22 protein-coding genes are annotated in these 26,059 nt (G+C 61.7%); 9 read left to right on the top strand and 13 right to left on the bottom strand.

The genetic code is table 11. The features are described 5' to 3' along the window. Window positions 1-233 precede the first annotated feature (233 nt). The 3 genes from G522_RS0112440 (at window position 234) to G522_RS0112430 (ending at window position 3,999) form a co-directional block, all read left to right on the top strand. On the top strand, window positions 234-1,970 hold the full coding sequence (locus G522_RS0112440; RefSeq protein ID WP_026791335.1) for a cation:proton antiporter domain-containing protein: 1,737 nt from the start codon (window positions 234-236) through the stop codon (window positions 1,968-1,970). 228 nt (window positions 1,971-2,198) lie between these two features. Beyond that, complete coding sequence (locus G522_RS0112435) at window positions 2,199-3,554, top strand: sodium-dependent transporter (protein WP_026791334.1); 1,356 nt, start codon at window positions 2,199-2,201, stop codon at window positions 3,552-3,554. Between the two features lie 133 nt (window positions 3,555-3,687). Next, window positions 3,688-3,999: a hypothetical protein gene (locus G522_RS0112430; RefSeq protein WP_156886925.1), complete on the top strand. Its 312-nt coding sequence runs from the start codon at window positions 3,688-3,690 to the stop codon at window positions 3,997-3,999. Window positions 4,000-4,068: 69 nt separating this feature from the next. Here G522_RS0112430 and G522_RS0112425 read toward each other — a convergent pair whose 3' ends face one another. Then, window positions 4,069-4,983, bottom strand: coding sequence for a TIM barrel protein (locus G522_RS0112425; protein ID WP_026791332.1), 915 nt, complete (start codon window positions 4,981-4,983; stop codon window positions 4,069-4,071). Window positions 4,984-5,349: 366 nt separating this feature from the next. Here G522_RS0112425 and G522_RS0112420 point away from each other — a divergent pair, with 366 nt between their 5' ends. Further along, window positions 5,350-6,342, top strand: coding sequence for a lactate/malate family dehydrogenase (locus G522_RS0112420; RefSeq protein ID WP_026791331.1), 993 nt, complete (start codon window positions 5,350-5,352; stop codon window positions 6,340-6,342). Here the strand turns inward: G522_RS0112420 and G522_RS0112415 are convergent. From G522_RS0112415 to G522_RS0112385, 7 genes are all read right to left on the bottom strand, one after another. Continuing rightward, entirely contained in the window at window positions 6,329-6,640 is a 312-nt protein-coding gene (locus tag G522_RS0112415) for an MTH1187 family thiamine-binding protein (RefSeq protein WP_026791330.1), read from the bottom strand. The two genes, G522_RS0112420 and G522_RS0112415, sit on opposite strands and share 14 nt — an antisense overlap. A gap of 48 nt (window positions 6,641-6,688) precedes the next feature. Continuing rightward, entirely contained in the window at window positions 6,689-7,546 is an 858-nt protein-coding gene (locus tag G522_RS26590) for a glycosyltransferase family 10 domain-containing protein (RefSeq protein ID WP_051228571.1), read from the bottom strand. Window positions 7,547-7,712: 166 nt separating this feature from the next. Next, window positions 7,713-9,851 (bottom strand): beta-galactosidase, encoded by a 2,139-nt coding sequence (locus G522_RS0112405; RefSeq protein ID WP_026791329.1) that lies wholly within the window; start codon window positions 9,849-9,851, stop codon window positions 7,713-7,715. Window positions 9,852-9,866: 15 nt separating this feature from the next. Then, window positions 9,867-11,003, bottom strand: coding sequence for an ABC transporter ATP-binding protein (locus G522_RS0112400; protein ID WP_026791328.1), 1,137 nt, complete (start codon window positions 11,001-11,003; stop codon window positions 9,867-9,869). Between the two features lie 26 nt (window positions 11,004-11,029). Further along, on the bottom strand, window positions 11,030-11,881 hold the full coding sequence (locus G522_RS0112395) for a carbohydrate ABC transporter permease (protein WP_026791327.1): 852 nt from the start codon (window positions 11,879-11,881) through the stop codon (window positions 11,030-11,032). Then, window positions 11,881-12,765, bottom strand: coding sequence for a carbohydrate ABC transporter permease (locus tag G522_RS0112390; protein WP_026791326.1), 885 nt, complete (start codon window positions 12,763-12,765; stop codon window positions 11,881-11,883). The genes G522_RS0112395 and G522_RS0112390 overlap by 1 nt, the downstream gene beginning before the upstream one ends. 126 nt (window positions 12,766-12,891) lie before the next feature. Next, a complete protein-coding gene (locus G522_RS0112385; RefSeq protein ID WP_156886924.1) occupies window positions 12,892-14,172 on the bottom strand; it encodes an ABC transporter substrate-binding protein in 1,281 nt (426 codons plus the stop codon). Between the two features lie 200 nt (window positions 14,173-14,372). On the opposite strand from G522_RS0112385, the gene G522_RS0112380 reads away from it, so the two are divergent. Further along, on the top strand, window positions 14,373-15,530 hold the full coding sequence (locus tag G522_RS0112380) for an ROK family transcriptional regulator (protein WP_026791324.1): 1,158 nt from the start codon (window positions 14,373-14,375) through the stop codon (window positions 15,528-15,530). Between the two features lie 101 nt (window positions 15,531-15,631). Here G522_RS0112380 and G522_RS0112375 read toward each other — a convergent pair whose 3' ends face one another. The 4 genes from G522_RS0112375 to G522_RS0112360 all read right to left on the bottom strand — a co-directional run bounded on the left by G522_RS0112375 (window position 15,632) and on the right by G522_RS0112360 (window position 21,253). After that, window positions 15,632-15,838 (bottom strand): hypothetical protein, encoded by a 207-nt coding sequence (locus G522_RS0112375; RefSeq protein WP_026791323.1) that lies wholly within the window; start codon window positions 15,836-15,838, stop codon window positions 15,632-15,634. A gap of 78 nt (window positions 15,839-15,916) precedes the next feature. Continuing rightward, entirely contained in the window at window positions 15,917-16,531 is a 615-nt protein-coding gene (locus tag G522_RS0112370) for a cysteine hydrolase family protein (RefSeq protein WP_342663896.1), read from the bottom strand. 2 nt (window positions 16,532-16,533) lie between these two features. Beyond that, window positions 16,534-18,645 (bottom strand): catalase, encoded by a 2,112-nt coding sequence (katE, locus tag G522_RS0112365; protein ID WP_026791321.1) that lies wholly within the window; start codon window positions 18,643-18,645, stop codon window positions 16,534-16,536. Between the two features lie 274 nt (window positions 18,646-18,919). Beyond that, the gene (locus G522_RS0112360) at window positions 18,920-21,253 is read right to left on the bottom strand and encodes a glucose/quinate/shikimate family membrane-bound PQQ-dependent dehydrogenase (protein ID WP_026791320.1); all 2,334 of its coding nucleotides are present in this window, start codon (window positions 21,251-21,253) and stop codon (window positions 18,920-18,922) included. A gap of 153 nt (window positions 21,254-21,406) precedes the next feature. Between G522_RS0112360 and G522_RS30045 the strand changes: the two genes are divergently transcribed. The 4 genes from G522_RS30045 (at window position 21,407) to G522_RS30040 (ending at window position 24,267) form a co-directional block, all read left to right on the top strand. Continuing rightward, window positions 21,407-21,544 carry a hypothetical protein gene (locus G522_RS30045; RefSeq protein WP_156886923.1) on the top strand — a complete coding sequence of 46 codons (138 nt, stop codon included), beginning with the start codon at window positions 21,407-21,409 and terminating at the stop codon, window positions 21,542-21,544. Between the two features lie 191 nt (window positions 21,545-21,735). Next, window positions 21,736-23,157 (top strand): cytochrome ubiquinol oxidase subunit I, encoded by a 1,422-nt coding sequence (locus G522_RS0112350; protein ID WP_026791318.1) that lies wholly within the window; start codon window positions 21,736-21,738, stop codon window positions 23,155-23,157. Beyond that, complete coding sequence (cydB, locus tag G522_RS0112345) at window positions 23,147-24,151, top strand: cytochrome d ubiquinol oxidase subunit II (protein WP_026791317.1); 1,005 nt, start codon at window positions 23,147-23,149, stop codon at window positions 24,149-24,151. The genes G522_RS0112350 and cydB overlap by 11 nt, the downstream gene beginning before the upstream one ends. Next, complete coding sequence (locus G522_RS30040; protein WP_156886922.1) at window positions 24,151-24,267, top strand: DUF2474 domain-containing protein; 117 nt, start codon at window positions 24,151-24,153, stop codon at window positions 24,265-24,267. The genes cydB and G522_RS30040 overlap by 1 nt, the downstream gene beginning before the upstream one ends. Window positions 24,268-24,289: 22 nt before the next feature. Here the strand turns inward: G522_RS30040 and glgA are convergent, their stop codons facing one another. Beyond that, a complete protein-coding gene (gene glgA / locus G522_RS26585) occupies window positions 24,290-25,738 on the bottom strand; it encodes a glycogen synthase GlgA (protein ID WP_036839164.1) in 1,449 nt (482 codons plus the stop codon). Window positions 25,739-26,059 lie beyond the last annotated feature (321 nt).

Raw genomic sequence — 26,059 nt, 5'->3', positions numbered from 1 at the left:
GGAGTTTTCAGGGCGGCCCGAGCGCTCAGCGCATCAACTCAGGCGACGTTTCGCTTGCCGCAGGTTTGAGTTGCGACCTGGCTCGCCGCGTTGTGTGATGGCGAGCATTCCGAATGAGGTTCCGATCGTACGCCGAGTTTGGCGTGCATTGTCACCAACATGCGAAGCCGCCACCGCTTATCGTTTCGACAACGGCCTCCTGATAAGGTCCAAGATCACAGGAGAGCTCTTCCATGACTGCTGAGGCCGCGCTCGACCTTCGCGAAACGGTTGTGTTTCTGGCCGCCGCCGGCATTGTGCTTCCGTTCATCCACCGCCTGCGGATCAGCCCGATCATCGGATTCCTCGGGATCGGCATGCTGCTCGGTCCAGGTGGGCTCGGGCGCTTTTCCGGTAGCCTGCCCGGGATCGACTATCTGTTGATCACCGACCGCGCTGGCATCGCACTGCTGTCCGAGCTCGGCCTGGTTTTCCTGCTTTTCATGATCGGCCTCGATCTGTCTCTCGATCGGCTGTGGGCAATGCGTGTTCGCGTCTTCGGCCTTGGCAGCGTTCAGGTGATCGCCACGGCGACGGTGATGGTCGCCCTGCTGCTGGCGATCGGCCTGACGCTGCCGGCCGCTGTGGTGGTCGGCTCCGCCCTGTCGATGTCATCGACCGCCATCGTCATGCAGATCCTCACCGAACGCGGCGCCGCCGGTAGCCGCCTAGGTCGTTCGGCGCTGGCCATCTTGTTGTTCCAGGATCTGACGGTTGTTCTGATCCTCTTGATGACGCAGGCCTTCGGCAATCCGGGCGGAAGGTCGGTGCTTCTTGACCTCGTCTTCGCCGTCATCAAGGCGTCGATCGCCATTGCCGTGATCATGGCGCTCGGACGGCTGCTCCTTCGCCGCCTGTTCCGTATGGTGATCGCCACCGGCATCCGCGAGCTGTTCCTGGCTGCGGTCCTCGTTACGGCCATCGGCACAGCGGTCCTTACCGAAACGATCGGTTTGTCGCTGGCCCTCGGGGCCTTTCTCGCCGGTCTTCTTGTTTCCGAAACCGAATACCGTCACCAGATCGCGGTCGATATCGAGCCGGTAAAGGGCTTGCTGCTCGGCGTCTTCTTTGTGTCGGTCGGACTTGGCATTGATATTGATCGCGTGGCTGCGACGCCTCTGCTGTATCTCGGTGCGCTGGTCGGCTTCCTGGCAATCAAAGCCGCCTTGTTGCTGGCTATCGGTCGAGTGATCGGGCTACCGAAGCCACTGACGGTGGAATTGTCGCTGCTGCTCGCCGGTGGCAGCGAATTTGTCTTTGTCGTGGTCGGCCTCGCCAACGGCTTTGGCTTGATCACGCCGGAGACCGGTAGTTTGATCGTCGTGGTCGTCGGGCTTTCCATGCTATCGGCACCCACGGTCAGTGCGATTACCAGCCGCATCGTGCTGCGCCTTCCGCACGATGAAAAGCCGGTCCCCGACCTGCCGCCGGAAGGCGAAGATGGTCATGTCGTGATTGCGGGGTATGGCCGTGTCGGCCGGGCTGTCGGCGCGGCACTTACCGAAGCGGGCATCCCTATCGCCGCCGTCGATGCAGATGCACTCACCGTAGGGGGGCTGCGCAAGGCTGGTGTCGCCATCCACTGGGGCAACGCGATTCACCGGTCACTCCTAAAGCGGCTGGGAACTGGCCGGGCGGCGGCGCTGGTCGTCACCATGAACGATACCGTTGCGGTGGCCGATGTCGTTCGCGTTGCCAGGGCGGAATGGCCGGACCTGCCGATTTTTGCTCGCGCCCATGACACCCAGCACGCCCGGCTGTTGCTGGCGGTGGGGGCTACCAAAGTCGTGCTGCTACCCCTTGAGGCCAGCCTGCAGCTCTCCGAAGCCGCCCTTGCCGCCGTCGGCATTCCCGACGAACTGGCGCATGCCATCGTCGGCGCCGAGCGGGATCGCCAGCAAGCCGCCCTGTTGCCACCTTTCGTGAATTGATGATGGCTGGAGTTACCCCTCAGGTCCGAAGCTGAGAACGACGGCGTTAGGCTTCGGGCTGCTCGGCATGGCTCCGTCAGAATCGCGGGAAATGCTGCACTATGCTGGGCGCTATCCCCGACTTTTGCACAGGACGGTCCGAAGGTGGTGTACCTCCCTATCTTGAATGCGTTTCCCCGGTAGTCGATAGCTTTGTTCAAACGAATAAGTTCGCAGGGGGTAAGCGTAATGTCTCAAGGTCGCGACGGGTTTACCAGCACGTTCGGCGCATTGATGGCCACCCTTGGGTCGGCCGTCGGTCTTGGCAATATTTGGAAGTTCCCATCACTGACCGGTACCAATGGGGGCGCCGGTTTTCTTTTGGTCTACCTTGCCGCTACCGTCATCGTCGGTCTGCCGGTCATGATCTCCGAGATTATGCTCGGACGCACGGCACGGGCGGATGCGATCTCGACCTTTGACAAGCTCGCGCCAAAGAACCAGTGGTGGTGGAAGGCGATCGGCTGGATGGGGTTCCTGGCCGCACTTCTCATCATGGCCTTCTATTCCGAAGTTGCCGGCTGGGTTTACGCCTATATCTTCAAGTCGCTGACCGGTGAGATTGCCACCACTGACCCGAAGGCGGCCGAAGTGGTGTTCGGCCAGATGGTCGCTAATCCCTGGTCGTCACTTATCTGGCAATGGGTGGTGCTTGGTCTCACCGGCTTCATCATCGCCTTTGGCGTTTCGAAGGGCATCGAAGCGGTCGCGCGCCGCTTGATGCCGCTGCTGTTCATCTTGCTGCTGATCCTTTGCGTTCGCAGCCTGACGCTATCGGGCGCGGAGCACGGGCTCGCTTTCCTGTTCAATCCCGACTTTTCCAAGATCACTCCGGCGGTGATGCTCACGGCGCTCGGGCTGGCGTTTTTCAAGCTGTCGCTCGGCATGGGTACCATGCTGACCTACGGTAGCTATTTCCGGGAAGATCAGAATATCGCCGCCACGGCGACGCGGGTGGTGTTCGCGGACCTGTCGGTGTCGCTGCTCGCCGGTATCGCCATCTTCCCGGCGGTGTTCGCCTTCGGTTTCGAGCCGGCCGCCGGTCCGTCGCTGGTGTTCATGACCATTCCGGCCGTGTTCACCTCGATGCCGGGCGGCATCATCTTCATGACGCTGTTCTTCCTGCTGACGGCGATTGCCAGTGTTGGCGCCATCCTGTCCCTGCTTGAAGTAATGGTGGCCATTCTGTCGGAACGCTTCCGTCTGCCGAGGAAGATGGCGGCTCTCTGCACGATTGCCATGATCGCCGTGCTGGGCGTGCCTGCCGCGCTTTCTCAGAGCCTGACGGCCGATTTCAAGATCTTCGGCCTCAATCCATTCGATCTCTTCGATTTCCTGAGCTCGAACATACTGCTTCCGGTCGGAGGCATCCTGATCTGCCTGTTCGTCGGCTGGGTCTATGGCCTCGCGGCGCCGGAGAAGCGGCTTGCCGAGGGGGGCTCGCCGATCAATCGCATCGCGATCCGCAGTGTGTTCTTCCTGGTGCGCTTCGTGGCTCCCGTGGCCATCGCCATCGTCCTTCTGAACGGGCTGAAGGTATTCTGACACGTTGTTTGAAAGTGGTTAGGCATAACCTCATAGGGAGCTTCCCCGTGGTTGCATCACGCTCGACTTACGTTAGCTTGGTGGTGCAGTGAGCGGGGGAGTGACTATGAGAGTCTTGGGGAAATTTGCATCCGTGCTGGCCTTTGGACTGGCCGCAGCGGGCTGTTCGATGACGCTGCCAGTCACGGGGCAGATGACGACGGGTGACGAGACCTTTACGGGTAAGGCCACCGGATATCTGGATGGTGCCGGCACGCTGGAGCTGACCAGTACAAAGGGAAAGCAGTGCAAGGGAACGTTTGTCTATGTGTCTCACCGGGACGGTGCAGGCACTTTCACCTGCAAGGATGGGCGAAGCGGTTCGTTTAGTTTTGTATCGACTGGAACGCGCGGGACTGGAACCGGTCACCTTGGTTCTCAGGAGTTTACGTTCACCTTCGGCTGATAAGCCAAGGGCAGAATGTAGGTCTTTCATACGGGGAGGCGCCGGAGGGGTTCGGCGCCTCCTCGTCGTTTATTCGGCTGCCTTTACGGCCCTGCCGGCGTTGATGTCGATGAGTCGCCTGGCAATTGCCAGCGATTCCGGCTGCTCCGAGCGATAGCGGGCCTCGATCTCCATGATCAGGAAGGTATCCGGCAGCACGTCGATTTCGCCGAACAGGCTTTCCCAGTCGATGTCGCCCCAGCCGAGCGGCATATGCAAGTCGCCAAGGCCAAGCGCGGTGGCTTCCTGAGGGTAAAAGGGTTTGAAGCGGCCGATCGGCCGGCCGAAGCTATCATGCACATGAAGATGGCCGGTGACGGAGGCCATGGCTGCCAGTTCCGCCTTGACATCGAGCCCGCGATAGGTCGCTTCGATGTAGGCGTGGCTGAAATCGATGAGTGCCATCAGGTTGGGGTGATCAATCTCCCTGACGGTCGCGGCCAGTTCGGCCGGCGTCTGCCGGTATTGCCCTTCCTCGGTCGTGAAGATGTTCTCGAGCGCGATGCGGACGCCATAGCGGCGGGCGAATTCTGCGAGGTCGAGAAGAGCCTCGCGCTGGCGTGCGTCAGCTCCAGCGCGCGCGCTTGTCTGGTCTGGCCGCAGTTCGCCGCCATGCTGCACCAGCACGCGCGCGTCGATGCGATCGCAAACTTCCACCAACGCCTTGGCAGCGGCGAGCTGCAAAGGCAGCGTTTCCGGATCCATGAAGTTGGAGGACACCAAGCCATGCACGCTGTAGCGCAGCGGCAACCGCGCGGTCATGGCTGCCAGGCGACGCAGCCGATCGCCGATGATCCGTCCGCCAGCAATCAGATCGAGCCCGCTAAGGCCGAGCTCGGCGACATCGGCGCCGATGGAAACCAGCCGGGCGAGGTCGTCTGCCAAGCTGTCGATCTCGCCATCCCTGGAACTGGCGCTGAAGCCGGCGGCAATAATGTTGGGCATGACATGCATCTCTGGTTACGATCAGGACATCGTCTCGTCGGGCAGGCTCCAGAAAGCTCTCCGTCATTCCGAGGGAGAGGGTGTTCGCCCATCCCGCGTTCCGGTTTGCCCACAGTTCTGTGAATTTTAAATGATACCGCCTGCGGGCGAGTATCCGTCTCCAAATTCGTGTGCGGACAGGTTGCCGCTTTTGGGGCGCTCCGCTGTGGCCAGGCTCGGCGCTGCCAGTACGGTGGGGTTGTGTTGCCTATTGAATGAGCTTGTCGCTCCGCGCCCTCGGGAGTACCCACCGTTACTGTCAAGGTGTCAATAGTGGGGAATGCGGTTGTCCGGGCAGGGCGGCTGTCGCCTCAGGGAAGCGAAATCGTGCATATCAACAAGCTGGTTGTCGTCGGCGTTGGCCACGTCGGCTCCTATGTTCTCGCCGACGCGATGAAGACCGGACTGTTCGGCAAGATCGGAGTCGTGGATCTTCTGAAGAACGTGGCCTATGGAGAGGCCCTCGATCAGGCGCATGCCACGGCGCTGACCTACATGACCAACGTCGATGTCAGGGATGGCGGATACGAACAGTGCGCCGATGCCGACGTGATCATCGTCGCGGCAGGCGGCAGCGTTGTCCCCGATCCGAACAAACCGAAAGGCGAGCCCGATCGCGCCCTGTTGACCAAGGCCAACTGCGGTGTCATTCGCGAGGTCATGGCGGGCATCACACGATATACCAGGGATGCCATCGTCATCCTGATCACCAACCCACTGGATACGATGGTCTATATCGCGGAGAACGAATTCGATTATCCGCGAGGCCGCGTTTTCGGCACGGGCACCATGCTCGACTCGGCCCGGCTGCGCAAACTGGTCGCCAACGCCTACCGCATCGACCCGAAGTCGGTGACCGGCTTCATGATGGGGGAACATGGACGGACGGCCTTTCCCGTGCTCAGCCATGTCAATGTCGGCGGGATACCCTTCGAAGAGTTGGATCGCTATTTCGAGGCGACGGACGACATTCGTGATCCCGACGTGGTCAAGGCAAGGATCGTCAGCGCGGCTTACGAGGTGCTGAATGGCAAGGGTTGGACCAATGCCGGCGTCGCCCAGGCGGCGATCACCATGGCCAGGGCGGTCCTCCTTGATGAACGCAGCATCTACCCCGCCTCTACGACGCTCCGCGGGCACTATGGATACGACGGCGACGTTGCGCTGAGCATGCCCTGCATGATCGGACGTGAGGGCATTCTGAAACAGTTGCCCGTCGCGCTCAATGACTGGGAGAAGCACAAGCTGGCGGAATCGGCCGACTTCATCCAGGCGACCATGAAGGACGCCGAGACCGGGCCAGCCTTCAGCCGGTGCTGAGTTTCCGGCCGAGCTTGTCTTCCACCGACGCGATCTTGGCGGCGAGACGGCTCGTTTCGCCTTGGCGATAGTCGACCTTGAGCGCCACCTCGACGCGGGGGCAGTCGGCACGCATCGCCTCGAAACAGGCTGTGACCACGGCCATCACCTCGTTCCATTCGCCTTCGAGGATCGTCCCCATGGGAGTCAGCTGATAGGCGACACCGCTCTTGTCGATGATATCGAGCGAACGGGCGACGTAGGGACTGAGGCTTTCGCCCTTGCCGACGGGGTACATGGCAAATTCCAGCAGGACCATATCGGGTTCCTTTCGTCATCGCCGGATCTGGCAAGATGTGGTTACGGGCTAACTGCCGGTCCTCGTCAGTTCAGCCATTTTTTCGGAGAGCATGGCGTTGAGATTCGTATACTTGAGCGCTGCCGCGAAATTGCTCTCGATGGCGGTCCGTCGTGACTCGTAGTCCTGTTCCGTCACGGTATTTATGGCCTGGATCAGCTCTTCCTTGGTATCGCAGTAAATGATCCCCTTCGGGTCGAAGTGGTGGCCGATCTCCGGGTCGCCCCAATAGATCGGCACCGTCTTGTTGATGAAGCAATCGAGGATCTTTTCGGTAAAGTAGCCGCCATATCGGCTGTTCTCGATGGCCACCGAAAACCGATAATCGAGCAGTGCATCCGACTTGGAATGGATTGATTTGTAGGCGCGGCCATAAAGATCCAGTTTGTCGCGACAGGCGTCGGCGACGACATGGCGCAGGCGATGGCCGTAGAGATCCCGCTTCTTCGACGCGATCAGCGATATGTTCCTGGTCTTTTCAACATCGCCTGGTGGTGTGGTGCAGACGTGAGGGTTAAAGAAAACCCCGTTGGGACATTTTCTAAGTATATTGGTTGAATGCGTTAGGATGTATTTGAAATTCCAATAGAAAAACGGCAGCGTGAAATAATGTCTCGGCTTGATGCCTTGCGGCTCCAGCATCATCAGCGAGATGTTGCACTTGGTCCCCCAGTAGGGAATGAAGTGACGGCTGCTGAAATAGACCACCACATGGTCGTTGGCCGTCAAATCCCCAACCGTTGCGTCGGTTTTGGCCGCTGCGGCGGCTGCGTCATTCAGCGGCATATAGGCACTAAGAGGATGATCGGTCAGGCGCACGTCCCAACGCATCTTGGACGGCTGAGAGAAAATCTTGGGTTCGGTCATTCGTCAAACTCGCTCCGGCGGAATCGTCGGAGCCTTTAGCTACCTGAGGGGCGAGTCTCGCCTGGAGCCTCGCGTTTGGCGGCCAAACTAGATGGGTCGGCGACGCCAGTCCAGCAGGACGATGCACCGCCTCCCGGTTTATCCTGGAGGCGGGCTAGGTTGGTAATCAGCTCAATTTGACGATGGCGCAGCCGTAAGGCTCTAGCGACAGAACGCCTTCGACGGGGTGGCCAGTCAAAAGATCGGTGCCGGAGGGCACGGCCGGTACGGTTACGGATTCGGCATCGGTGTTGAGGACGAAGAGCAGCTTGCGATCTTCTGCTTCGCGCAGCGTCACCTCCACATTTGGCGGCAGATCGGGGAGGAGCGGCGCGATGCTGGCGGTCGGGAACAGCTGATTGGCGAGGCCTTCCACCAGCGTATCGGTGAGATAGGTGCCGACATAGATCGCCCGGCCGGCCCCGACCTTGCGACTGGTGATGACGGCGCGGCCGCTGGCAAAGCGGTTGCTCCATTGACCCAGCACCTCGACGTCCGGTTCCGTTTCCAGGAGTTCGTAGAGGTGGGCCGATTCATGCTCGCGGTTGCCGAGCGTGAAGTTGTAGCGCCGCTCCGTCGAGCCAGCCGGCAACTGCCTGGCCGGCTTGTGCAGTCCTCCCTCGGTGCCCTGAAGGACGAAGAGGCCGTCGGACCCCGGTTCGGCCACGCGGCCAAACTCCTCGACCCGAACGCCGCAGAGCCTGGATAAGCCGGGGCCGGGCGCCATGGTCCGGATAATGTGATTGTTGGTGTCGCGCGTGCCGGTCATGGCGCCGACCACCAGGGTGCCGCCCGCCTTGACGAAAGCTTCCACCCGCTCGTCCCACTCCGGCTTCCACATCACCCAATGGGGAATGTAGAGCAGCTTGAGGCGCGACAAGTCGTCTTCGGGATGGATGAAGCCGCAGGCGATGCCGTTCCTGTAGCAATAGCGGTGCAGCCGCGTCGCGTCTTCGAGGGGGCTTGGCATGCCGATCGGATAGGTCTTGTAGGCTTCCTGGTTGTCGAAGTCGGCACCAGCGATCCCGATGTCCATGCGCACCGAGGTGCCGAGCAGATCGCCCTTGATCCGGGCGATATCGGAGGCGAAGCGGGCGGCCTCCTCATAACGCCGGCGGGGGACGTCGTCATGGTCGAGAATGCCCATCCAGTAGATCTCGGCGCCGAAATGCGCCGGTCGCCAGCGGAAGAACATCAGCCCGTCGGCACCGCGCGCCACCGAGCTCATGGCCATGCGGCGCATCTCGCCCGGCTCGGGCGTCATGGTGGAGAAGGTGGGTTGGCTGCCGAAGCCGGAGGCCTGCTCGGGAACGATGAAGTTGCCGGTAAAGCCCCGGCAGATATCGAGGTGCAACGCCTGCGTTGCCGGATGGCCGCCGGTGCGCTGCATCTCGTCGTAGAGCATCGGGTAGATATCGAAGCCGAGGAAATCGAGGTCCTGGCTGAACTGCCCACGGAAATCGATGTCGACCAATCGGCCGAGATTGTGAAAGATGAACCAATCGGGATTAGTGGCGCGCAGGATCTCCACCTGGTCATGCTGGAAAGCGGCGGTGGCAGCCGCCAGGAAGCGATGGAAATCCTGGACATGGCCGGGCGATGGGTGACCAGGCGCGCCGGCTAGCGGCAGGACCACCTGGTCGAAATCGTCATAGGCCAGTGCCCAGAAATCGCCGCCCCAGGCGAAGTTCAAGTCGGCGATGGTCGCGTAGCGATTGCGCAAATAGCGACGGAATTCGCGCAACGTAGCCTCCGAATAGGAGGTAGAGACGGTGGTGTTGAGTTCGTTGTCGGTCTGCCAGCCGATCACATGCGGGTTGTCGCGATAATGCTCGGCCAATGCCCTGGTGATCCGCTGGCTGTGCATGCGGTAGACGGGGCTTGCGGTATCGGCGTGCTGGCGCGAGCCGTGGCGGGTGGCGCGTCCGTTCTCGTCGACACGCAGCACTTCCGGATAGGTGGCCGTCAGCCAGCGCGGTGGCGTTGCCGTCGGCGTGCAGAAGATGGTGTTGACGCCCTGTTGGCCCAGAACGGCGATCGCCCGGTCGAACAGCGAGAAGTCGAAGACGCCCTCGCGCGGTTCAAGGAGATGCCAGGCGAATTCGCCCATGCGTACGACATTGAAGCCGGCGGCTGCCATGCGCTCGGCATCGCGCTGCCAGTAGCTGTCATCGACGTGCTCGGGGTAGTGGGGAGCGCCGACAAGGAAATCGTCGAGGGCGAGCGGGCGCCAAACCGACAGCGGCGCCGGAGATGCGAGTTTCATTTGCTGGAGTCCTTGTCAGGTCTTGGTGACGGGCTTGGCTGCGGACAGGGTTTTTCCGTCAGAGGCAAAGAGATAGGCTGCGTCCGTGTCGAAGCCGATCGTAACAGGCGCATCGGACATGAAGGGCTGTATATCGCCGATCTGAACGGTGAACACTCCCGTGCCGCTATCCGATCCGGACGTCACAAGAGGGGCAGCGTCAGCATAGACGATGGTCTCCCGTCCGAGATACTCGGTCAGCCGAACACGTGCCGGAAAGCTAGTCCCCGCGCTGGGATCGCCGATACGGAGCTTTTCCGGGCGGATGCCGACCGTGACAGTCGCTCCGGTTGCCGGCGTCTCGGTGAGATCGTGAAAATCGATCGTCAGGCCATCGCCGCAGGTCACCGAAGCGCTGCGGCCGTTTGCCGAGGTCACATTGCCGGCGACGAAGTTCATGCGCGGCGCGCCCAGAAAGCCGGCGACGAACAGGTTGACCGGGTTGGTATAAAGTTCCAGCGGGGCGCCGACCTGTTCGATCCGCCCACCGTTGAGCACGACGATGCGGCTCGCCATGGTCATGGCTTCCACCTGATCGTGGGTTACGTAGATCATGGTGGAGCCGAGCCGGTCGTGCAGCGTCGACAGTTCAACGCGCATCTGGGTGCGCAGCGCGGCGTCGAGATTGCTGAGGGGCTCGTCGAACAGGAAGACATCGGGCGAACGGGTGATGGCGCGGCCGATGGCGACGCGCTGGCGCTGGCCGCCGGAAAGCTGCTTGGGATATTTCTGCAGCTGCTCTTCGAGCCGCAGGATCTGCGCTGCCCGAGCAACGGCGGCATCGATCTCGGCCTTCGGGCGCTTGGCCATCCGGAGGCCGAAGCCCATGTTCTCCTCCACCGTCATGTGCGGATAGAGCGCGTAGGACTGGAAGACCATGGCGATGCCGCGGTCGCCCGGCTCGAGATGGGTCACGTCGCGCCCCTTGATCCGCAACTCGCCGGCGGTGACGGTTTCCAGCCCGGCAATGGTCTTGAGAAGGGTCGACTTGCCGCAGCCGGATGGCCCGACCATGACGATGAACTCGCCTTCCTCGATGGTCAGGCTGATATCTCTGAGGGCGTGGAAGCCACCGTAGTGTTTCTCGACGTGTTGAATTTCGACGCTCGCCATGGGGAGGCATCCTTGAAAGTGTGTGGTCAGCCCTTCACCGCGCCCATGGTCAGGCCGGCGATGAAGTGACGCTGCATCAGGAAGAACATTGCGACGGGCGGAATCGCGACCATGATCGTGGCGGCCGCCACCAGGTTCCAGGCGGAAGTCCACTCACCGCGCAGGTTGTTGAGGCCGGCTGTCACCGGTTTGACGGCGTCGCTCTGCGTCAGCACGATCGCCCAGAAATAGTCGTTCCAGACGAAGGTGAAGGTGAGGATGGCCAGCGCGGCAAGGGCCGGGCGGATCAGCGGTACCACGACGTGCCACAGCGTCTGCCAGGGCGACGCGCCCTCGGCGCGGGCGGCCTGGAACAGCTCGTCCGGCAGGGCGGCGATGAAGTTGCGCATGAACAGCGTGGCAAAGCCCGTCTGGAAAGCGGTGTGGAAGATGATCAGCGCAAAATAGGTGTCATAGAGGCCGACGCCGACCATCAGGTCGCGCACCGGGATCATCATGATCTGCGCCGGCAGGAAGTTGCCGCCGACGAACAGCGCAAAGACCAGGCGGTTGCCGGGGAAGCGATGGCGCGACAGCACGTAGCCGGTCAGCGTCGACAGCACTAGTACGCCGACGACCGAGGGCAGGGTAATGATCAGGCTGTTGACGAAATAGCGAGCCAGCGCCGTCTGCTTGAAGACGGCCGTGTAGTTCTCGATGAAATTGAACGACTTCGGCCATCCCCAGTAGTTGCCGGCCATCACCTCCTCGAAGGAGCGCAGCGAGGTCAGCATCACCGTGACGAGCGGCAGGAGCCACAGGATAAGCACGGCGACGACGAGGGCAATGTAGGCGGCGCGCGCCGAGCGGGCGGTTTCCGGAATAGGGCGTGGATACATCAGGCAGTCTCCCGTTCCGGCCGGAGCAGCGTGCGCAGATACCAGGCGATGAATACCGCCATGATGGCGAACAGGACGGTGGCGATGGCAGCGCCATAGCCGAAGCGATAGGAGAAGATCGACTGCTCGTACATCTGATAGGCGAGCACGCTGGACGAGCCGAACGGTCCGCCTGAGGTCATGACCGCCACCATATCGAACGAGCGAAGCGCGCCGATCACTGTGACCGCCAGGGCGATGAAGCTCACTTCGCGCAGCTGCGGCAGCACGACGTGCAGCAGCATGGCAAAGCCGCGCGCCCCATCAACCCGGCCGGCGCCGATCAGGTCTTCGTTGAGGTTGTTAAGGCCGGCGAGGAACAGCACCAGGCAGAAGGCGATCTGCGGCCACAGCGCGGCAATCACCACCGCAAAACTGACCAGATGCTCGTCGGAGAGGAGGGCAGGGGCGGTGGCGCCGAACCAGCCGTAGATCAGCGACAGCAGGCCAAAGGTGGGGTCGTAGACCCAGGTGAAGACGACGCCAACGGTGACTGAGGCCAATACCAGCGGCACGAAGAACAGCGATTTCAGGAATTTCATGCCGGCAATCGCCTGGTTGAGCAGCAGGGCGAGGGCAAGCCCCAGCGGCGGTGCCAGCATGAACATGACAAGCCAGATCACGTTGTTTTTCAGCGAGACATAGAACTGCGGATCGGCGGCCAATTGCTCGTAATTGGAAAGGCCGACCCACTGCATCGGGCCGACGCTGTCCCAGTCGAAGAAGGAAACCCAGATCGTCTGGACCGAGGCCAGAATGATCACGATGCCGAACAGCAACGCGCCGGGCAGAATGAAGAGGGTGGGCGCCAGCCAGTGACGATGACGCCGCCAGAATTGGCTCATCTGGTCGTTTCCGTTGAGTTACGTGACCGATGGGAAGGCCTCGGGCGAGGTGGCTCCGGAGGGGAGGGAGGAGATGTCCTCGCCCGAGGCGAGCGATCGGGGGGAAGCCGCGACCGCCTGGAGACTTCAGCCCTTGAAGATCCGCTTGCGCGTTCCCTCAAGGCGCTCGAGAATCTGGTCGCGGCGCTCGGGCTTGACCATGAATTCCTGGAAGCCCTTCAGGCCTTCCTGCGCCATGTCCGGATCGGTGTCGCGATCGTAATACTGGGCGGTACCGACGACCGTCTTCATCGACTCGACCGCGGCATTGATCAGCGGGTCCTTGCTGGGTGGGCAGTCGATGCGTGGCGGCACGGCGCTTTCGGCTTCCAGGAAAGCAGCGAGATTTTCCGGCTTGTAGAAATAGGCCAGGAAGTCGCGGGCGTTTTCCTTGTTCTTACCGTTCTTCGGGATGTGCACCGAGTTGAGCGAGAAGTCCTCGTAGCGGGGCATGCTCTTGTCGATGACCGGGAAGGGCGCGTAAGCGATCTTGTCGACGTCCTCCGGCGGGAAGCCGTATTTGATGAAGCCGCCGAGATCCATCAGGGCCGCCTTCTTCTGGGCCAGCGCGGCGGCCGCCTGCTCCCAGCCGGAGGAGGTGTGGTTCGGCGTGAACAGGTCGGCCTTGATCAGCTCTTCCCACTTGTCGAACACCGGCTTGAGCGAGGCGTCGGTGTAGGCGAGTTTGCCGTCCATCAGCGCGAGATGCTTCTCCAGGCCGCTGATGCGCAGGTTCATATGGTCGAACCAGCCGGCGGCCGGCCACATCTCCTTGGTGCCCATGCTGACCGGCACCATGCCGGCGGACTTGGCTTGCTCGCCGAGTGCCAGGAGATCCTCGATGGTGGCGGGCGCAGTCCAGCCTTTCGCTTCGAATACGTCCCTGCGGTAGAACATGCCCCACAGCAGGCCGCCGAGCGGCAGGCCATATTGCTTGCCATCGACCGTCAACGCGCCGGTGGTCGCGCCGAGAACCTTTTTGTAGCCCTCGCGCTCATAGAGATCGGACATGTCGTCGAACAGGCCGCGCGTGACGAAGGCCTTCATGCGATTGCCGGAAAACCAGAAGCAGACGTCGGGGGCTCCAACCACCAGATAGCTGCGGATGGCGGTTTTGTGGGCTTCGTGGTCCATGTTGTTGATGGTGACGGCAACGCCCGACGCTTTGGAATACTCATCGGCGAGGCGCTGCAGGACGGCGCGCTGATCTGCATTTCCGATGTTGGAAATGATGGTCAGCTCCTTCGACTGAGCGAGGGCCGGCCGGGCGAGCATGCCGCCAGCCAACACGGCGCCGGTGCCGATCATGAACCGGCGGCGCGTCGTGGCAAGCTGCATACCGATCACGGAACCTTTGTCTTTTTCCATATCAATCTCCTCCCGAGACATGACGAGGCATTCTCGAACGGGCACCCGCTCGAAGCTCAATGACTGCAAGACTGATGTTTGCCTCCAGGCGCGGAAATAAGCCGCGCGGGCAACCTCTCCCCGATTGCCTTATGAAATCTGATACCCTAGTTTCAGCAGAGCGCCAAGAGTTAATTTAAGAAATAAACTAAGAGGACATCGTGCGGGGCAATTCCAGTACATCGCGAGCGCTGAACCGGCGGCTCATCCTCAACCTCCTGCGCCGCCATGGCCCCGTTTCGCGCGCGGAAATCGCAACCATCACCGGCCTCAGTCCGGCGGCGGTCACTTTCGTGGTGGCGGAGCTGGTGGAAGAGACCCTGATCATCGAGCGGGAGGCGGTGAGCGGCGCCACCGGCCGGCGGCCGGTTCCGATCGATATCAACTACGAGGCTCACCTGGCTTTTGGTTTCAAGCTCAACGCCGACGGCATCGACTGCGTGCTGACCGATCTTGCGACCAATCCTCTGGTGACCTGGCACGCACCGATATCCGACACCAGCCCGGCGGGCATGATCAAGGCGATCTCGGAGGCCATGCCCCAGATGCTTGCCGAGAGCGGCCGTCTACAGTCCGAAGTCATGGGGATAGGGGTTTCCATTCCCGGTGAAGTCGATGTCAGCAGCGGCATCTGTCGTCGGAGCCCACGCTTCGGCTGGCACGATTTGCCCTTTGGCGAGCTGCTTGGAGAGCATGTGCATGTGCCCACCTGGATCGATGACGACATCAGCGCGTTTGCCGTTGCGCAAAAGCTGTTCGGAGCCGGCCGCGATCGCCGGAATTTCGTTGCGCTCGCCGTCGGAACCGGAATTGGCACCTCTTTGATCATCAATGGCGAGATCTACCGAGGCGCTCGCAACGTCGCTGGCAGGTTCGGCCATATCACGTCGGTCCCGAACGGCAGACTCTGCGAATGCGGGCGTCACGGGTGTCTGATGGCCCACGCGGCTGAGCCCTACATGCTGGAGGTATGGCGGGCGAGCCACGGTACGAAGTCGGCGTCACGCGCGGATTTCGTGGCGGCGGTCGAAGCCGGTGTTCCGGTCGCGATCTCCATTCTTGAAGAAGCCGGCGCGCGGATCGGCCACCATCTTGCCGATCTGGTCAATCTGTTCGATCCGGAGGTCATCGTCGTCGGGGGCGAGGCGGTCCAATTCGGCGAGACCCTTATCGGACCTATTCGGCGAGCCATGGAAGAGCGCGTGTTCTTTTCCAAGCCGGAACTGCTACCGGATTGGGTCCCTGGCTCCTGGGCTCGTGGCGCCGCTGCATTGGCAACACAGGGCATTTTCGACTTTGAGCGATCGCCAAGCGGCTGAAAAAAGAAAACCCCGCGCGCCCGGCGGAACCTTGGCTTCGCGGGGAAAAGTTGGCCGAGGCAAACGCCATAAGGCGGGGGTCAAGTTGCCTCGGCAGGGCGTCAGGCCTGATAGCCGACCAAGGCGGCCATTTCGGTGATGCGTGGGTCGCAACGGTTGCCGCCGAGGCGTCCCTCGGGTGCGGCGAGTTCTTGGTTGCGGCGAACGAAATCCTGTGCGGTGAGACGGAGAATGTCCGGCGGTGCGTCGCCGCTTTCGATGAGATAGTCGCGATACTCGTCTTCGAGTTCCTGCAGACGGGCAGTCATGGCTCTCTCCGTTGAAACAACGCTCCAGTGTCCAACCCGCGAGGTGGCCGGTGGTTCCCGCCGGATTCGGTTTTCCGGCTAGCGCCAGTTTTCGAGAACCTCTTCGGCGCTGGCGACCTCGAGCTGCTCGGTAAATCGGGTGAGGTAGAGCTCCATCAAGGCGTCGTGCGTCTTGTCGATGAAGCTGCAGAGTGCGTCGCCCACGAGGATCACCCGAAAGCCTCGATCGATGCCCCCAAGCGCCGAGGCCAAGACACAAACATCTGTTTCGCCACCAGTGATGACCAGCGTGTCGATATCGGAGGCCGCGAGCATCGCGTCCAACTGTCCCTCGGTCCATGGGGAGTAGACACGTTTGTCGAGAACGCGCGCCGGCGGCGCAAAGCGTTCGAGAGCGGGTATGATCCGCACGGCTTCGGGGTCGAGTTTCTCAAGCGTTATGTCAGCCCAGCGCTGATAATAGCGTGCCCAAGTTCCACGTCCTTCGCCGGGGCGCGCGGCGGGAATGAAGCGCGTGAATAGCGTGCGATCGGCATGGCGCCCGCAAATCGTCTCGATCGTCGGCGTCACCCGTTCCAACCATGGCATCGCCCAAGGGTATCCGGGGCCGAACAGCCGTTGCATGTCGACGCAGAGATGCAACGCGCCCGGCCCCAGCGGGCCATGGACCAAACCTTGATCGGCCATCGGCATTCTCAGAGCTTCACGGCCGCCTCGCGTGCCCACAGGCGAAGCTTGCGGCAGCTTTCGATGAACGTGGATATCGAAGCGCTGCCCGCGAGATTGATGAGCCCCTCGTCGGCATCCGGGGCCACACCAGCCTTTTCGAACAGCGGCGCAGCCTCGGGAGTGAAGGCGATGAACTTGCAATGGGCAAAGGCGTCAGCCACGAAGTCGCGCGCGGTGGCTTCCTTGGCCAACCTCTGAGCGCCTTCTTCAGACAGCACCAGAGCGACGGCGTCGAACAACACCGAAGGGCCGCCGTCGATCATATACTGCACCGGCAGATGCGCGCCGTTGGCCGTGACGACGCCGCCGACCTTGGGCGCGACCAATTCCACCATCGCTCCTTCCTTCTCGATGGCAGTCTGGAGCGCCTTGAGCAGCTTGCCGTCGCAACCGTTGGAAACCAGAATACCCACCTTGCGCCCGGCGAAGCTCTTCGGGCCATTCTGGATGATGCTGAGGGCGGGGGAGGCCGGCAAATCATCGCGGGGTGGAATAGCCGCGTCAGCTGGCTTGGGCAGGTTTTCGATGCCAAGCTTGTCGGCGACGGCAGCGCCGAGCGCCTCGTCGATATTGAGAAGATGGGCGACCATCCGCTCGCGAATGACCGGGTTTTCACAGCGGCTGAGCTCGAAGGTCAGCGCCATGGCGATGTGCTTTTGTTCCGGCGTGGTCTGGCTATTGAAGAACTGACGCGCCTGGCTGTAGTGATCGGCGAAGCTCTCCGGCCGCAGCCGCGCCTTGGGTGCGTTAATCGGCTGGCCGAAGGAGCGCGCTCCGCGAAGGGGATCCTCGCGCGGACCCTCACCCCAGGAGTTCGGCTGGTAGTTGACGCGCCCCGCCGGGTTACGCATTGCCATGTGCCCATCCTGCTGGAAATGCGCGAAGGGGCATTTAGGCGCATTGATCGGAATATGCGTGAAATTGGGGCTGCCGAGCCGCTTCAGCTGGGTGTCGAGGTAGGAGAAGTTGCGGCCTTGCAGCAGCGGGTCGTCCGAGAAATCGATGCCCGGCGGCACGTTCTGCGTCATGAAGGCGACCTGCTCGGTCTCGGCGAAGAAGTTGTCCGGCATCCGGTCGAGAACAAGCCGGCCGACCGGGCGTGGCGGCAGGATCTCCTCGGGAATGAGCTTGGTTGGATCGAGCACGTCAAAGTCGAAGCTGTCGGCAAAGTCCTGGTCGAACAGCTGGACGCAAAGCTCCCACTCCGGGAAGTTGCCCGACTGAATGGCATTCCAAAGATCGCGTCGGTGGAAGTCGGGATCGGCGCCATTGATCTTCACCGCCTCGTTCCACATCACCGACTGCAGGCCGAGCTTGGGCTTCCATAGGAACTTGACGAAGGTGGATTCGTCACGCTCGTTGAGAAGCCGGAAGGTGTGCACGCCAAAGCCTTCCATGAAACGGAAGGAGCGGGGAATGGCCCGGTCCGACATGACCCACATGATCATGTGCATCGATTCCGGCGTCAGCGAAATGAAGTCCCAGAAATTGTCGTGGGCCGACTGAGCCTGAGGAAAGGCGCGATCGGGCTCCGGCTTGACCGAATGGATGACGTCGGGAAACTTGATGGCGTCCTGGATGAAGAACACCGGGATGTTGTTGCCGACGAGATCCCAATTGCCTTCCTTGGTGTAGAGCTTCACCGCGAACCCGCGTACGTCGCGCGCGAGGTCGAACGAGCCCTTGGAACCGGCGACCGTCGAGAAACGGACAAAGGCCGGCGTCTTCTCGCCGGGGCGCTGGAAGATGTCGGCGCGGGTATATTCAGCCAGCGATTCATAGGTCTCGAAAAAGCCGTGCGCACCATAGCCACGCGCATGGACCACCCGTTCGGGAATGCGTTCGTGGTCGAAATGGAAGATTTTCTCGCGAAAATGAAAGTCCTCAATCAATGCAGGGCCGGGCGCGCCGACCTTCAAGGTGTTCTGGTCATCGGAAACCGGGGCGCCTTGCGCCGTGGTGAGAACGGCCGCGTCGCCGGTCCGCGTCTGGTGCAGTTCGCCGCCTTCACCGCGCAGCAATGTCTGATCATGGATTTTCGCCGTCGTGCGCTTGTCTTGCGTTGCCTGCTTGGCCATGTTTATCGCTCCATTCTAGCTGTTCGGCAAAATCCGGCCGCCGCCGACTGGCTCACAACGCTCTGGGGCGGCGAGCCGCTGGCGGGGATGGCGGCCCCCTGTTGGATCATCGGCGCTCGTGCTCCGCTCACCCGTCTTTTGGGAGAACCACAGGCATCGGCCTTTGTTCCCCGAAAACGTGCAATTCGAGCTCGTGCGACGGATGAGTTCTGAAAACGCAGGTTGAATGAGCTGGCAGGACGCGGCGACGAGGTTCACCGCCGCGCTGCGGGTCTTAGGGGAGCGAGTAGGCGATCACATAGTCGCCCGCCTTGGTGCCGATCGATCCGTGTCCGCCCGCCACGATCACCACCATCTGGCGGCCGTCGGCAAGGGCATAGGTCATCGGCGTGGCCTGACCGCCAGCCGGCAGGCGGGCCTGCCAGAGCTGCTTGCCAGTCGTCAGATCATAGGCGCGAAGGTAGTTGTCCACCGCCGCCGCCAGGAAGGCCACGCCCCCCTTGGTGATCATCGGGCCGCCGATGCCGGGTACGCCGAGTTTGATCGGCAGGGGAAGGGCTGTCATGTCGTAGACCGTGCCGTTCCGATGCTTGTAGACGATCTTGCCGGTGGAAAGATCCGCACCGGCGACATAGCCCCACGGCGGCGACTGGCAGGGGATTCCGAGCGGGCCGAGGAACGGCCCCATCACGACGCCATAGGGCGCGCCTTCATTACGATTAAGTCCTTGCTCGCTGCCTTTGCTGCCTTGGCCAGGAGCAGGAATGTCGGCCCGCGGCACGAGACGCGAGGTGAAGGCGAGGTAGGTCGGCATGCCGAACATCACCTGCCGTTCGGGATCGACGGCAACGCTACCCCAATTGAAGACGCCGAAGTTGCCAGGATAGACCAGCGTGCCGTTCAACGAGGGGGGCGTATAGCGGCCCTCGTAGTTCAGCTTGTGGAAGCTGATGCGGCAAGCCAGCTGATCGAACATGGTGACGCCCCACATGTCCCGCTCCTGAAGGGGCGGAGGCGTAAAGGTGAGGGCGGAAATCGGCTGGGTTTTCGCCGAGAAATCTTCGGGGATCGCACCGCCGGGCGCCGGTTGCTCGGTGACGGGTATGATCGGCTCGCCTGTGCGCCGGTCGAGCACATAGATGTCACCCTGCTTGGTCGCACCGACGAGGGCCGGCACGGTGGTGCCGTCGGCTTTGGTCAGATCGAGGAGAGCCGGCTGGGCCGGCACGTCCATGTCCCAGAGGTCGTGATGGACGGTCTGGCGGACCCAGCGGTCCTTGCCCGTTTCCACGTCCAGAGCGACGATCGACGAAGAGTATTTCTCGACATTGGCGCTTCGGCCCATGCCAAGCTGGTCGGGCACCTGATTGCCGAGGGGGATGTAGACTAACCCCAGCGCTTCATCGACGCTGAACACCGACCAGCTGTTCGGCGAGTTGGTGGTGTAGGTCTGGCCCGGCGGCAGCGGTGCGGTTTGCGTCGGGTTGCCGGAGTCCCAGTTCCAGATCAGAGCGCCGCTATCGACATCGAAGGCACGGATGACGCCGGACTGCTCCTGGGTCGAATAGTTGTCGTTGACGGCACCGCCGATGATGATCTTTCGCCCAGCGATGACGGGAGGCGAAGTCGAGTAATAGTAGCCCTCAGGCTTGTATTTCATGCCGGTTTCGAGATGCAGCACGCCCTTGTCTGCGAAAGAAGTGCAGACGGTACCGGTGCGAGCATCAAGCGCGATCAAACGCGCGTCGGAGGTTGGCAGATAGATGCGTTCCGCGCAGGGAGCGGCGGCTGTCGCGGCGGTGTCGCGGTAATAGGTTACGCCACGACAGGTCTGGTGCTGACGGTTGGGATTGAGGCCGACCTGCGGATCGTATTTCCACTTTTCCTTGCCGGTCGCCGCGTCGAGGGCGATGGCCCAGTTGTGCGGCGTGCAAAGGTAGAGCGTGTCGGCGACCTTGAGCGGCGTTACCTGATAGGTGGTCTCGCCGACATCTTCAGGGCGCTTCACGTCGCCTGTCTGGTAGCGCCAGGCTTCCTTGAGATCATTGACATTCTCGGCGTTGATCTGCGTGAGCGGCGAATAGCGCTGGCCAAGCGGCGTCCGGCCATATTGCCACCAGTCGGCATCGGGTACGCCGCGCTGATCGGCGGCGGCCTGCCCCTTCTTGCCGGGCAGGTGGCCTTCCAAGTCGTGAGGGTCGATGAACATCGACCAGCCTGCCACGACCGCCGACAGGGCGCAGGCGCCGACCAAAGCCAGCGCCGGCAGACTGCCAAGGCTCGGAGATGTCGGTGCTCGGTCGAGCTTCCGTCGGACGAAAGGCAGCAGCAGCCAGAGACCCAGCAAGACGGGCACACCGCCTCGCGGCCCGAGTTGCCACCAGTCGAAGCCAACCTCCCACAGCGCCCAGATCAACGTGCCGAACAGGACCGCGGCATAGACGGTGAGAGCATGGGCGCTTCGTCGATAAAGCAGAAGGGCGGTGATCAGCAGGCCGCCACCGGCAAGAACGTAATAGGCACTGCCTCCGAGAACGACGAGATAAATCCCGCCGCCCAGCAGGATCAGGCCGAATAGGCCCGTCACAAGGACGCTTAAGATCACCATCGCGCGCCATCTCCTTCGTAAAAAACGCCCACCTATTGAAGTGCGCAGAAGGGCTTTGGTTCCCGCGCCATGGCATTTTTTACGAGGTATCGGAACAAGTTCGCAGGTACCGAGTTAGGCCAGAGACATCGACACGCATTGAAAGGACGGAAAATGCGCATCAATCCGCTGTTGCTAGGCTTGGGACTGCTGCTTGTCGTCGTGGTGGTGATCGGAGCGATCCGCCTCGGTGGAAACCTCGGCCGCGGCGAAGATCAAAAGCAATTTCCTCCCCATTCGGTCCAGCAGTAGGGGCCCCTTGTCGGCATTGCTGAAGCGTTCACGGAACTTTTCCCGGACAAAGAACGTTGCGCGTGGGAACATGCATGGAGATGCAGGCGAGCTGACTCGGCGATCCGGCGCGGGCCGATCCATTTCACGAACCGTATCTTTGATCGGCCACTGGTTGGCGGGCCGCTTGGCAGGGAAGGGAAACGCACCTGATGCTTGAACACCTCGATGCCCTGCTGCTCGCACGGTTGCAGTTTGCCTTCACAATTGCCTTCCACATCGTTTTGCCCGCCTTCACCATTGGTCTGGCCAGCTATCTCTTCGTGCTCAACACGCTGTGGCTGATCACCAAGCGACAGGTCTACGAGGAGCTGTTCGACTTCTGGAAAACGATCTTCGCGGTGGCTTTTGCCATGGGCGTGGTGTCCGGCATCGTCATGTCCTATCAGTTCGGCACCAACTGGAGCCGGTTCGCGGATAAGGCCGGTCCGGTGATCGGGCCGCTAATGGGCTATGAGGTGCTGACGGCCTTCTTCCTCGAGGCAGGCTTCCTCGGCGTCATGCTGTTCGGTCTCAAGCGTGTCGGCCATGGCCTGCACCTGTTCGCGACCGGCATGGTTGCCGTCGGCACGTTATTGTCGGCCACTTGGATTATTGCCGCCAATTCGTGGATGCAGACACCGCAGGGCTTCGGCACCAACGCGGCAGGGCAGTTTGTGCCTCTCGACTGGTGGGCCATCATCTTCAACCCATCGTTTCCCTATCGCCTCGTGCACATGGTGCTGGCTGCCTATCTCACCACGGCGTTGGTCGTCGGTGCCTGTGGCGCCTGGCATCTTTTGAAGGGAACCGCGTTACGGCGCAGTGCGACCATGTTCACCATGGCCATGGGCATGGTGGCGGTGGTGGCACCGCTGCAGATCGTGGCGGGCGATTTCCACGGCCTCAACACGCTTGAGCATCAGCCGGCCAAGATCATGGCGATGGAGGGACACTTCGAAAGCCATCCCGAGGGCAGGGCGCCGCTGATCCTGTTCGGATTGCCGGATCAGCAAAACAAACGCGTCGATTACGCCATATCGATTCCCGGCCTTTCCAACCTGATCCTCACCCATAGTTGGACCAAGCCGCTCGCCGGCCTCGACACCATCCCCGATGAACTGGAGCCACCGGTCGTCGTTATCTTCTGGTCGTTCCGCGTCATGGTCGCGTTGGGCATGGCTATGCTGCTTCTCGGCCTATGGTCGGCTGTTACCTGGTGGCGCGGACGGCTGACGACGGACCGTTGGCTGCACCGGGCCGCTGTGGCCATGGGGCCGGCCGGCTTTTTGGCCGTGCTTGCCGGCTGGATAACCACCGAGGTCGGGCGCCAGCCCTATACGGTTTACGGCCATCTGCTGACGGCCGATTCCTTGTCTCCGGTGGCCGCGCCCGCTGTCGCGGCCTCGCTGACGGCCTTCGTGGTGGTGTATTTCTTTGTCTTCGGAGCGGGGATTTTCTACATCCTCCGCTTGATGGCGCGCATGCCCGCCGAAGCTGAGGAAGCAGAGCTCGATAAGGGGCCGGTCAGGACCGCCGGTATTACGCCAGGCCCTGCTCAGGGCAATCCGCAGGGAGGCAGCCATGGGCATTGATCTCGCTTTCATCTGGGCCTTCCTGATCGCCTTCGCGGTTCTTGCCTATGTGGTCATGGACGGCTTTGATCTCGGCATTGGCATCCTGTTCCCGTTCTTCCGTGAAAAGCGGGATCGCGACACGATGATGAATACCGTCGCGCCCGTCTGGGATGGCAACGAGACTTGGCTGGTGCTCGGCGGCGGTGGTCTGATGGCGGTCTTTCCTCTTGCCTATGCCGTCGTGCTGCCGGCGCTTTACATTCCACTGACGGCCATGCTGCTGGGGTTGATCTTCCGCGGCGTCGCCTTCGAATTCAGGTGGCGCACCGAACGCTGGCTGCCTGTCTGGGACTGGGGCTTTTCCATCGGTTCGACGGTAGCCGCCTTCTCACAAGGTATTGCGCTCGGCGCGCTGATCGAAGGCATCCAGGTGGCCGATCGAGCTTATGCCGGCGGTTGGTGGAACTGGCTGACCCCTTTTTCAGTGGCAACGGGCGTTTCGCTCGTCATCGGCTATGGATTGCTTGGCGCGACCTGGCTCGTGTTCAAAACCACTGACGATCTCGCCGATCGGGCGCGGCATATCGCTCGCCGGGCAACTTATCTCACCCTGCTTGGAATGGGCGTCTTCAGCCTGTGGACGCCGCTGATCGGACCGCACTATCTCGGCCGCTGGCTGAGCTTCCCGGCGGTGATTTTCAGCATTCTCGTGCCGCTGCTCGTGCTCGTCTGCGTCGCCGTCATTATCTCCGGACTCAACAGCCAGAAGGACCTGCACCCGTTTCTCGCCTCGCTGGGGCTGTTCGCGCTGGGGTTTGCTGGCATCGGCATCAGCTTCTACCCCTATATCGTGCCACCCTCGCTCACCATCGCCGAGGCGGCTGCGCCGCACGCGAGTCTCGCCTTCCTGCTGGTCGGAGCGTTGGTGCTGATCCCCATCATCCTGGCCTATACCGCTTATGCCTATTGGGTTTTCCGTGGCAAGGTGCGGCCGGAAGACGGCTACCACTGATGACGATTCGACCGATGCTGGTGCGTCTTCTCTGGTTCGCTGGCTACTGGCTGGCCGGGGTAGCGGTTGTCTCTGTCGTTGCGGCAGGTCTTCGGTTCTGGCTGGTGCCCTCCTGACTGACCCCAGCAGAGTGCTTTGTCACCCTGCGGAGTCGGCGTGGCGGCGAGTGAGCTGTCGATAAAGCCGGGCATAGCGGTCGGCGCTACGCCCCCAACCAAAATCTGTCCGCATCGCCTGGGTTTGCAACCGGTGCCAAGAGCGGACGTTCTCAAAGGTCGTCAGGGCTCGATCGATGGCATTGTAAAGATCCTCGATCGAACCGGGACGAAACTGAAAGCCGGTTGCCACGCCGGCCGCAATCGCAGCCTCGTTGGCATCGATCACCGTCTCGGCCAGCCCACCCGTGCGGGCGACGATCGGAATGGCGCCATACCGCAAAGCATAGAGCTGGGTCAGTCCGCAGGGCTCGAAACGGGACGGCTGGATGACGATATCGCTTCCGGCATGCAGCAGATGGGCGGATTCTTCGCTGAAGCCGAGATGGACGACAACACGGCCGGAATGCATCTGGGCCTGTTCGGCAAGGCCATGGACGATGTTCGGATCGCCTTCACCAATCACGATCAGGCGCGCCCCACGGTCGATGATCCCCGGCACTACGGGAGCTAGAAGGTCTATGCCCTTCTGCCAGGTGAGGCGGCTGATGATACTGATGATGGCTCCGTCTCCCGGCGTCAGGCCGAAAACACGTTCGACCGCTTCGCGGTTCGCCTGCCTTTGTTCAATTGTCTCAAGGCCGTAATTTTGGTCAATGTAGGGATCGGTCAGTGGATTCCAGATGTCCTCATCAATGCCGTTGACGATGCCTGACAGAACCGATCGCCGGCTTTGCAATACGCCGGCCATGCCCATCCCCAGCTCCTCGCTCAAGATCTCCCGGGCATAGGTTGGCGACACCGTCGTGACGGCGTCGCTCATGCGGATGCCGGCTTTCAAGAAGCTGATGTCGCCATAATACTCGAGCGCGTTGACATGAAAGAAATGGTCGGGCAACCCGAGCGCCGGGAAAACACTGGCGGGAAATTGTCCCTGAAAGGCCAGATTGTGAATGGTGATGATGGTGGGTATATCGACGCTGGCTGCCCGCATGTAGGCGGCGGTGAGGCCGGCTTGCCAGTCGTGAAGTTGCACGATGTCAGGGCGCCAATCCTCCACGCCCTCGGCGGCGATCCGGGCGCCGACAGCCGATAGCAGGGCGAAGCGCCGCCAATTGTCGGGATGGTCTTTGCCCTGATCATCGAGATACGGGCCACCGCGCCGGTCGAATAACGCCGGGCAGTCGACCAGCAGCAGCTCTAGCCCATGGCAATGGCTGGCCCAAAGCGTAACGTTCTCGCCGAGCACCGACATCTGCCCGACGACTTCTTTATCTCCGCAGTTGGCCAGTACGATCGGATAGGCCGGAATGAGCGTCCGCGTGGCAACCCCCTGCGATAGCAGGGCCTTTGGCAGCGATCCGATGACGTCGGCAAGCCCGCCGGTCTTGACCACCGGAAAGGCCTCCGAGGCAACGGCCAGGACGGCCAGCGGTTCGAACCGCCTCACGATATGAATCTTGGCATATGTGTCCGATTCCATTCGGTCGAAGGTCTGTTCGTCGTCGCTGTCGAAGGGCGGGATTTCGAGTTTCCGGGTCACGGGCGCGCCAACCTTTTCTGCCGGACGACGATCCGACATCTCACATGGTTTGGAACCAAACCGTCATGCATTGGTTCCCCGAAAAGAGAGAACACACGCTTGGGAACAATCGTTTGACGACACGATTCGATCCGCGAATGAACGCACCCGTAGGCTCGTTAATCGACGCTGTGCCGGAAATTGAAACAAACCCGACGGAGAACTGAGACG

The organism is Pleomorphomonas oryzae DSM 16300 (assembly GCF_000422965.1).
GTDB lineage: Bacteria > Pseudomonadota > Alphaproteobacteria > Rhizobiales > Pleomorphomonadaceae > Pleomorphomonas > Pleomorphomonas oryzae.
Note: the sequence above shows the minus strand (reverse complement) of the source record. Positions and strands in the feature narration are given on the sequence as shown.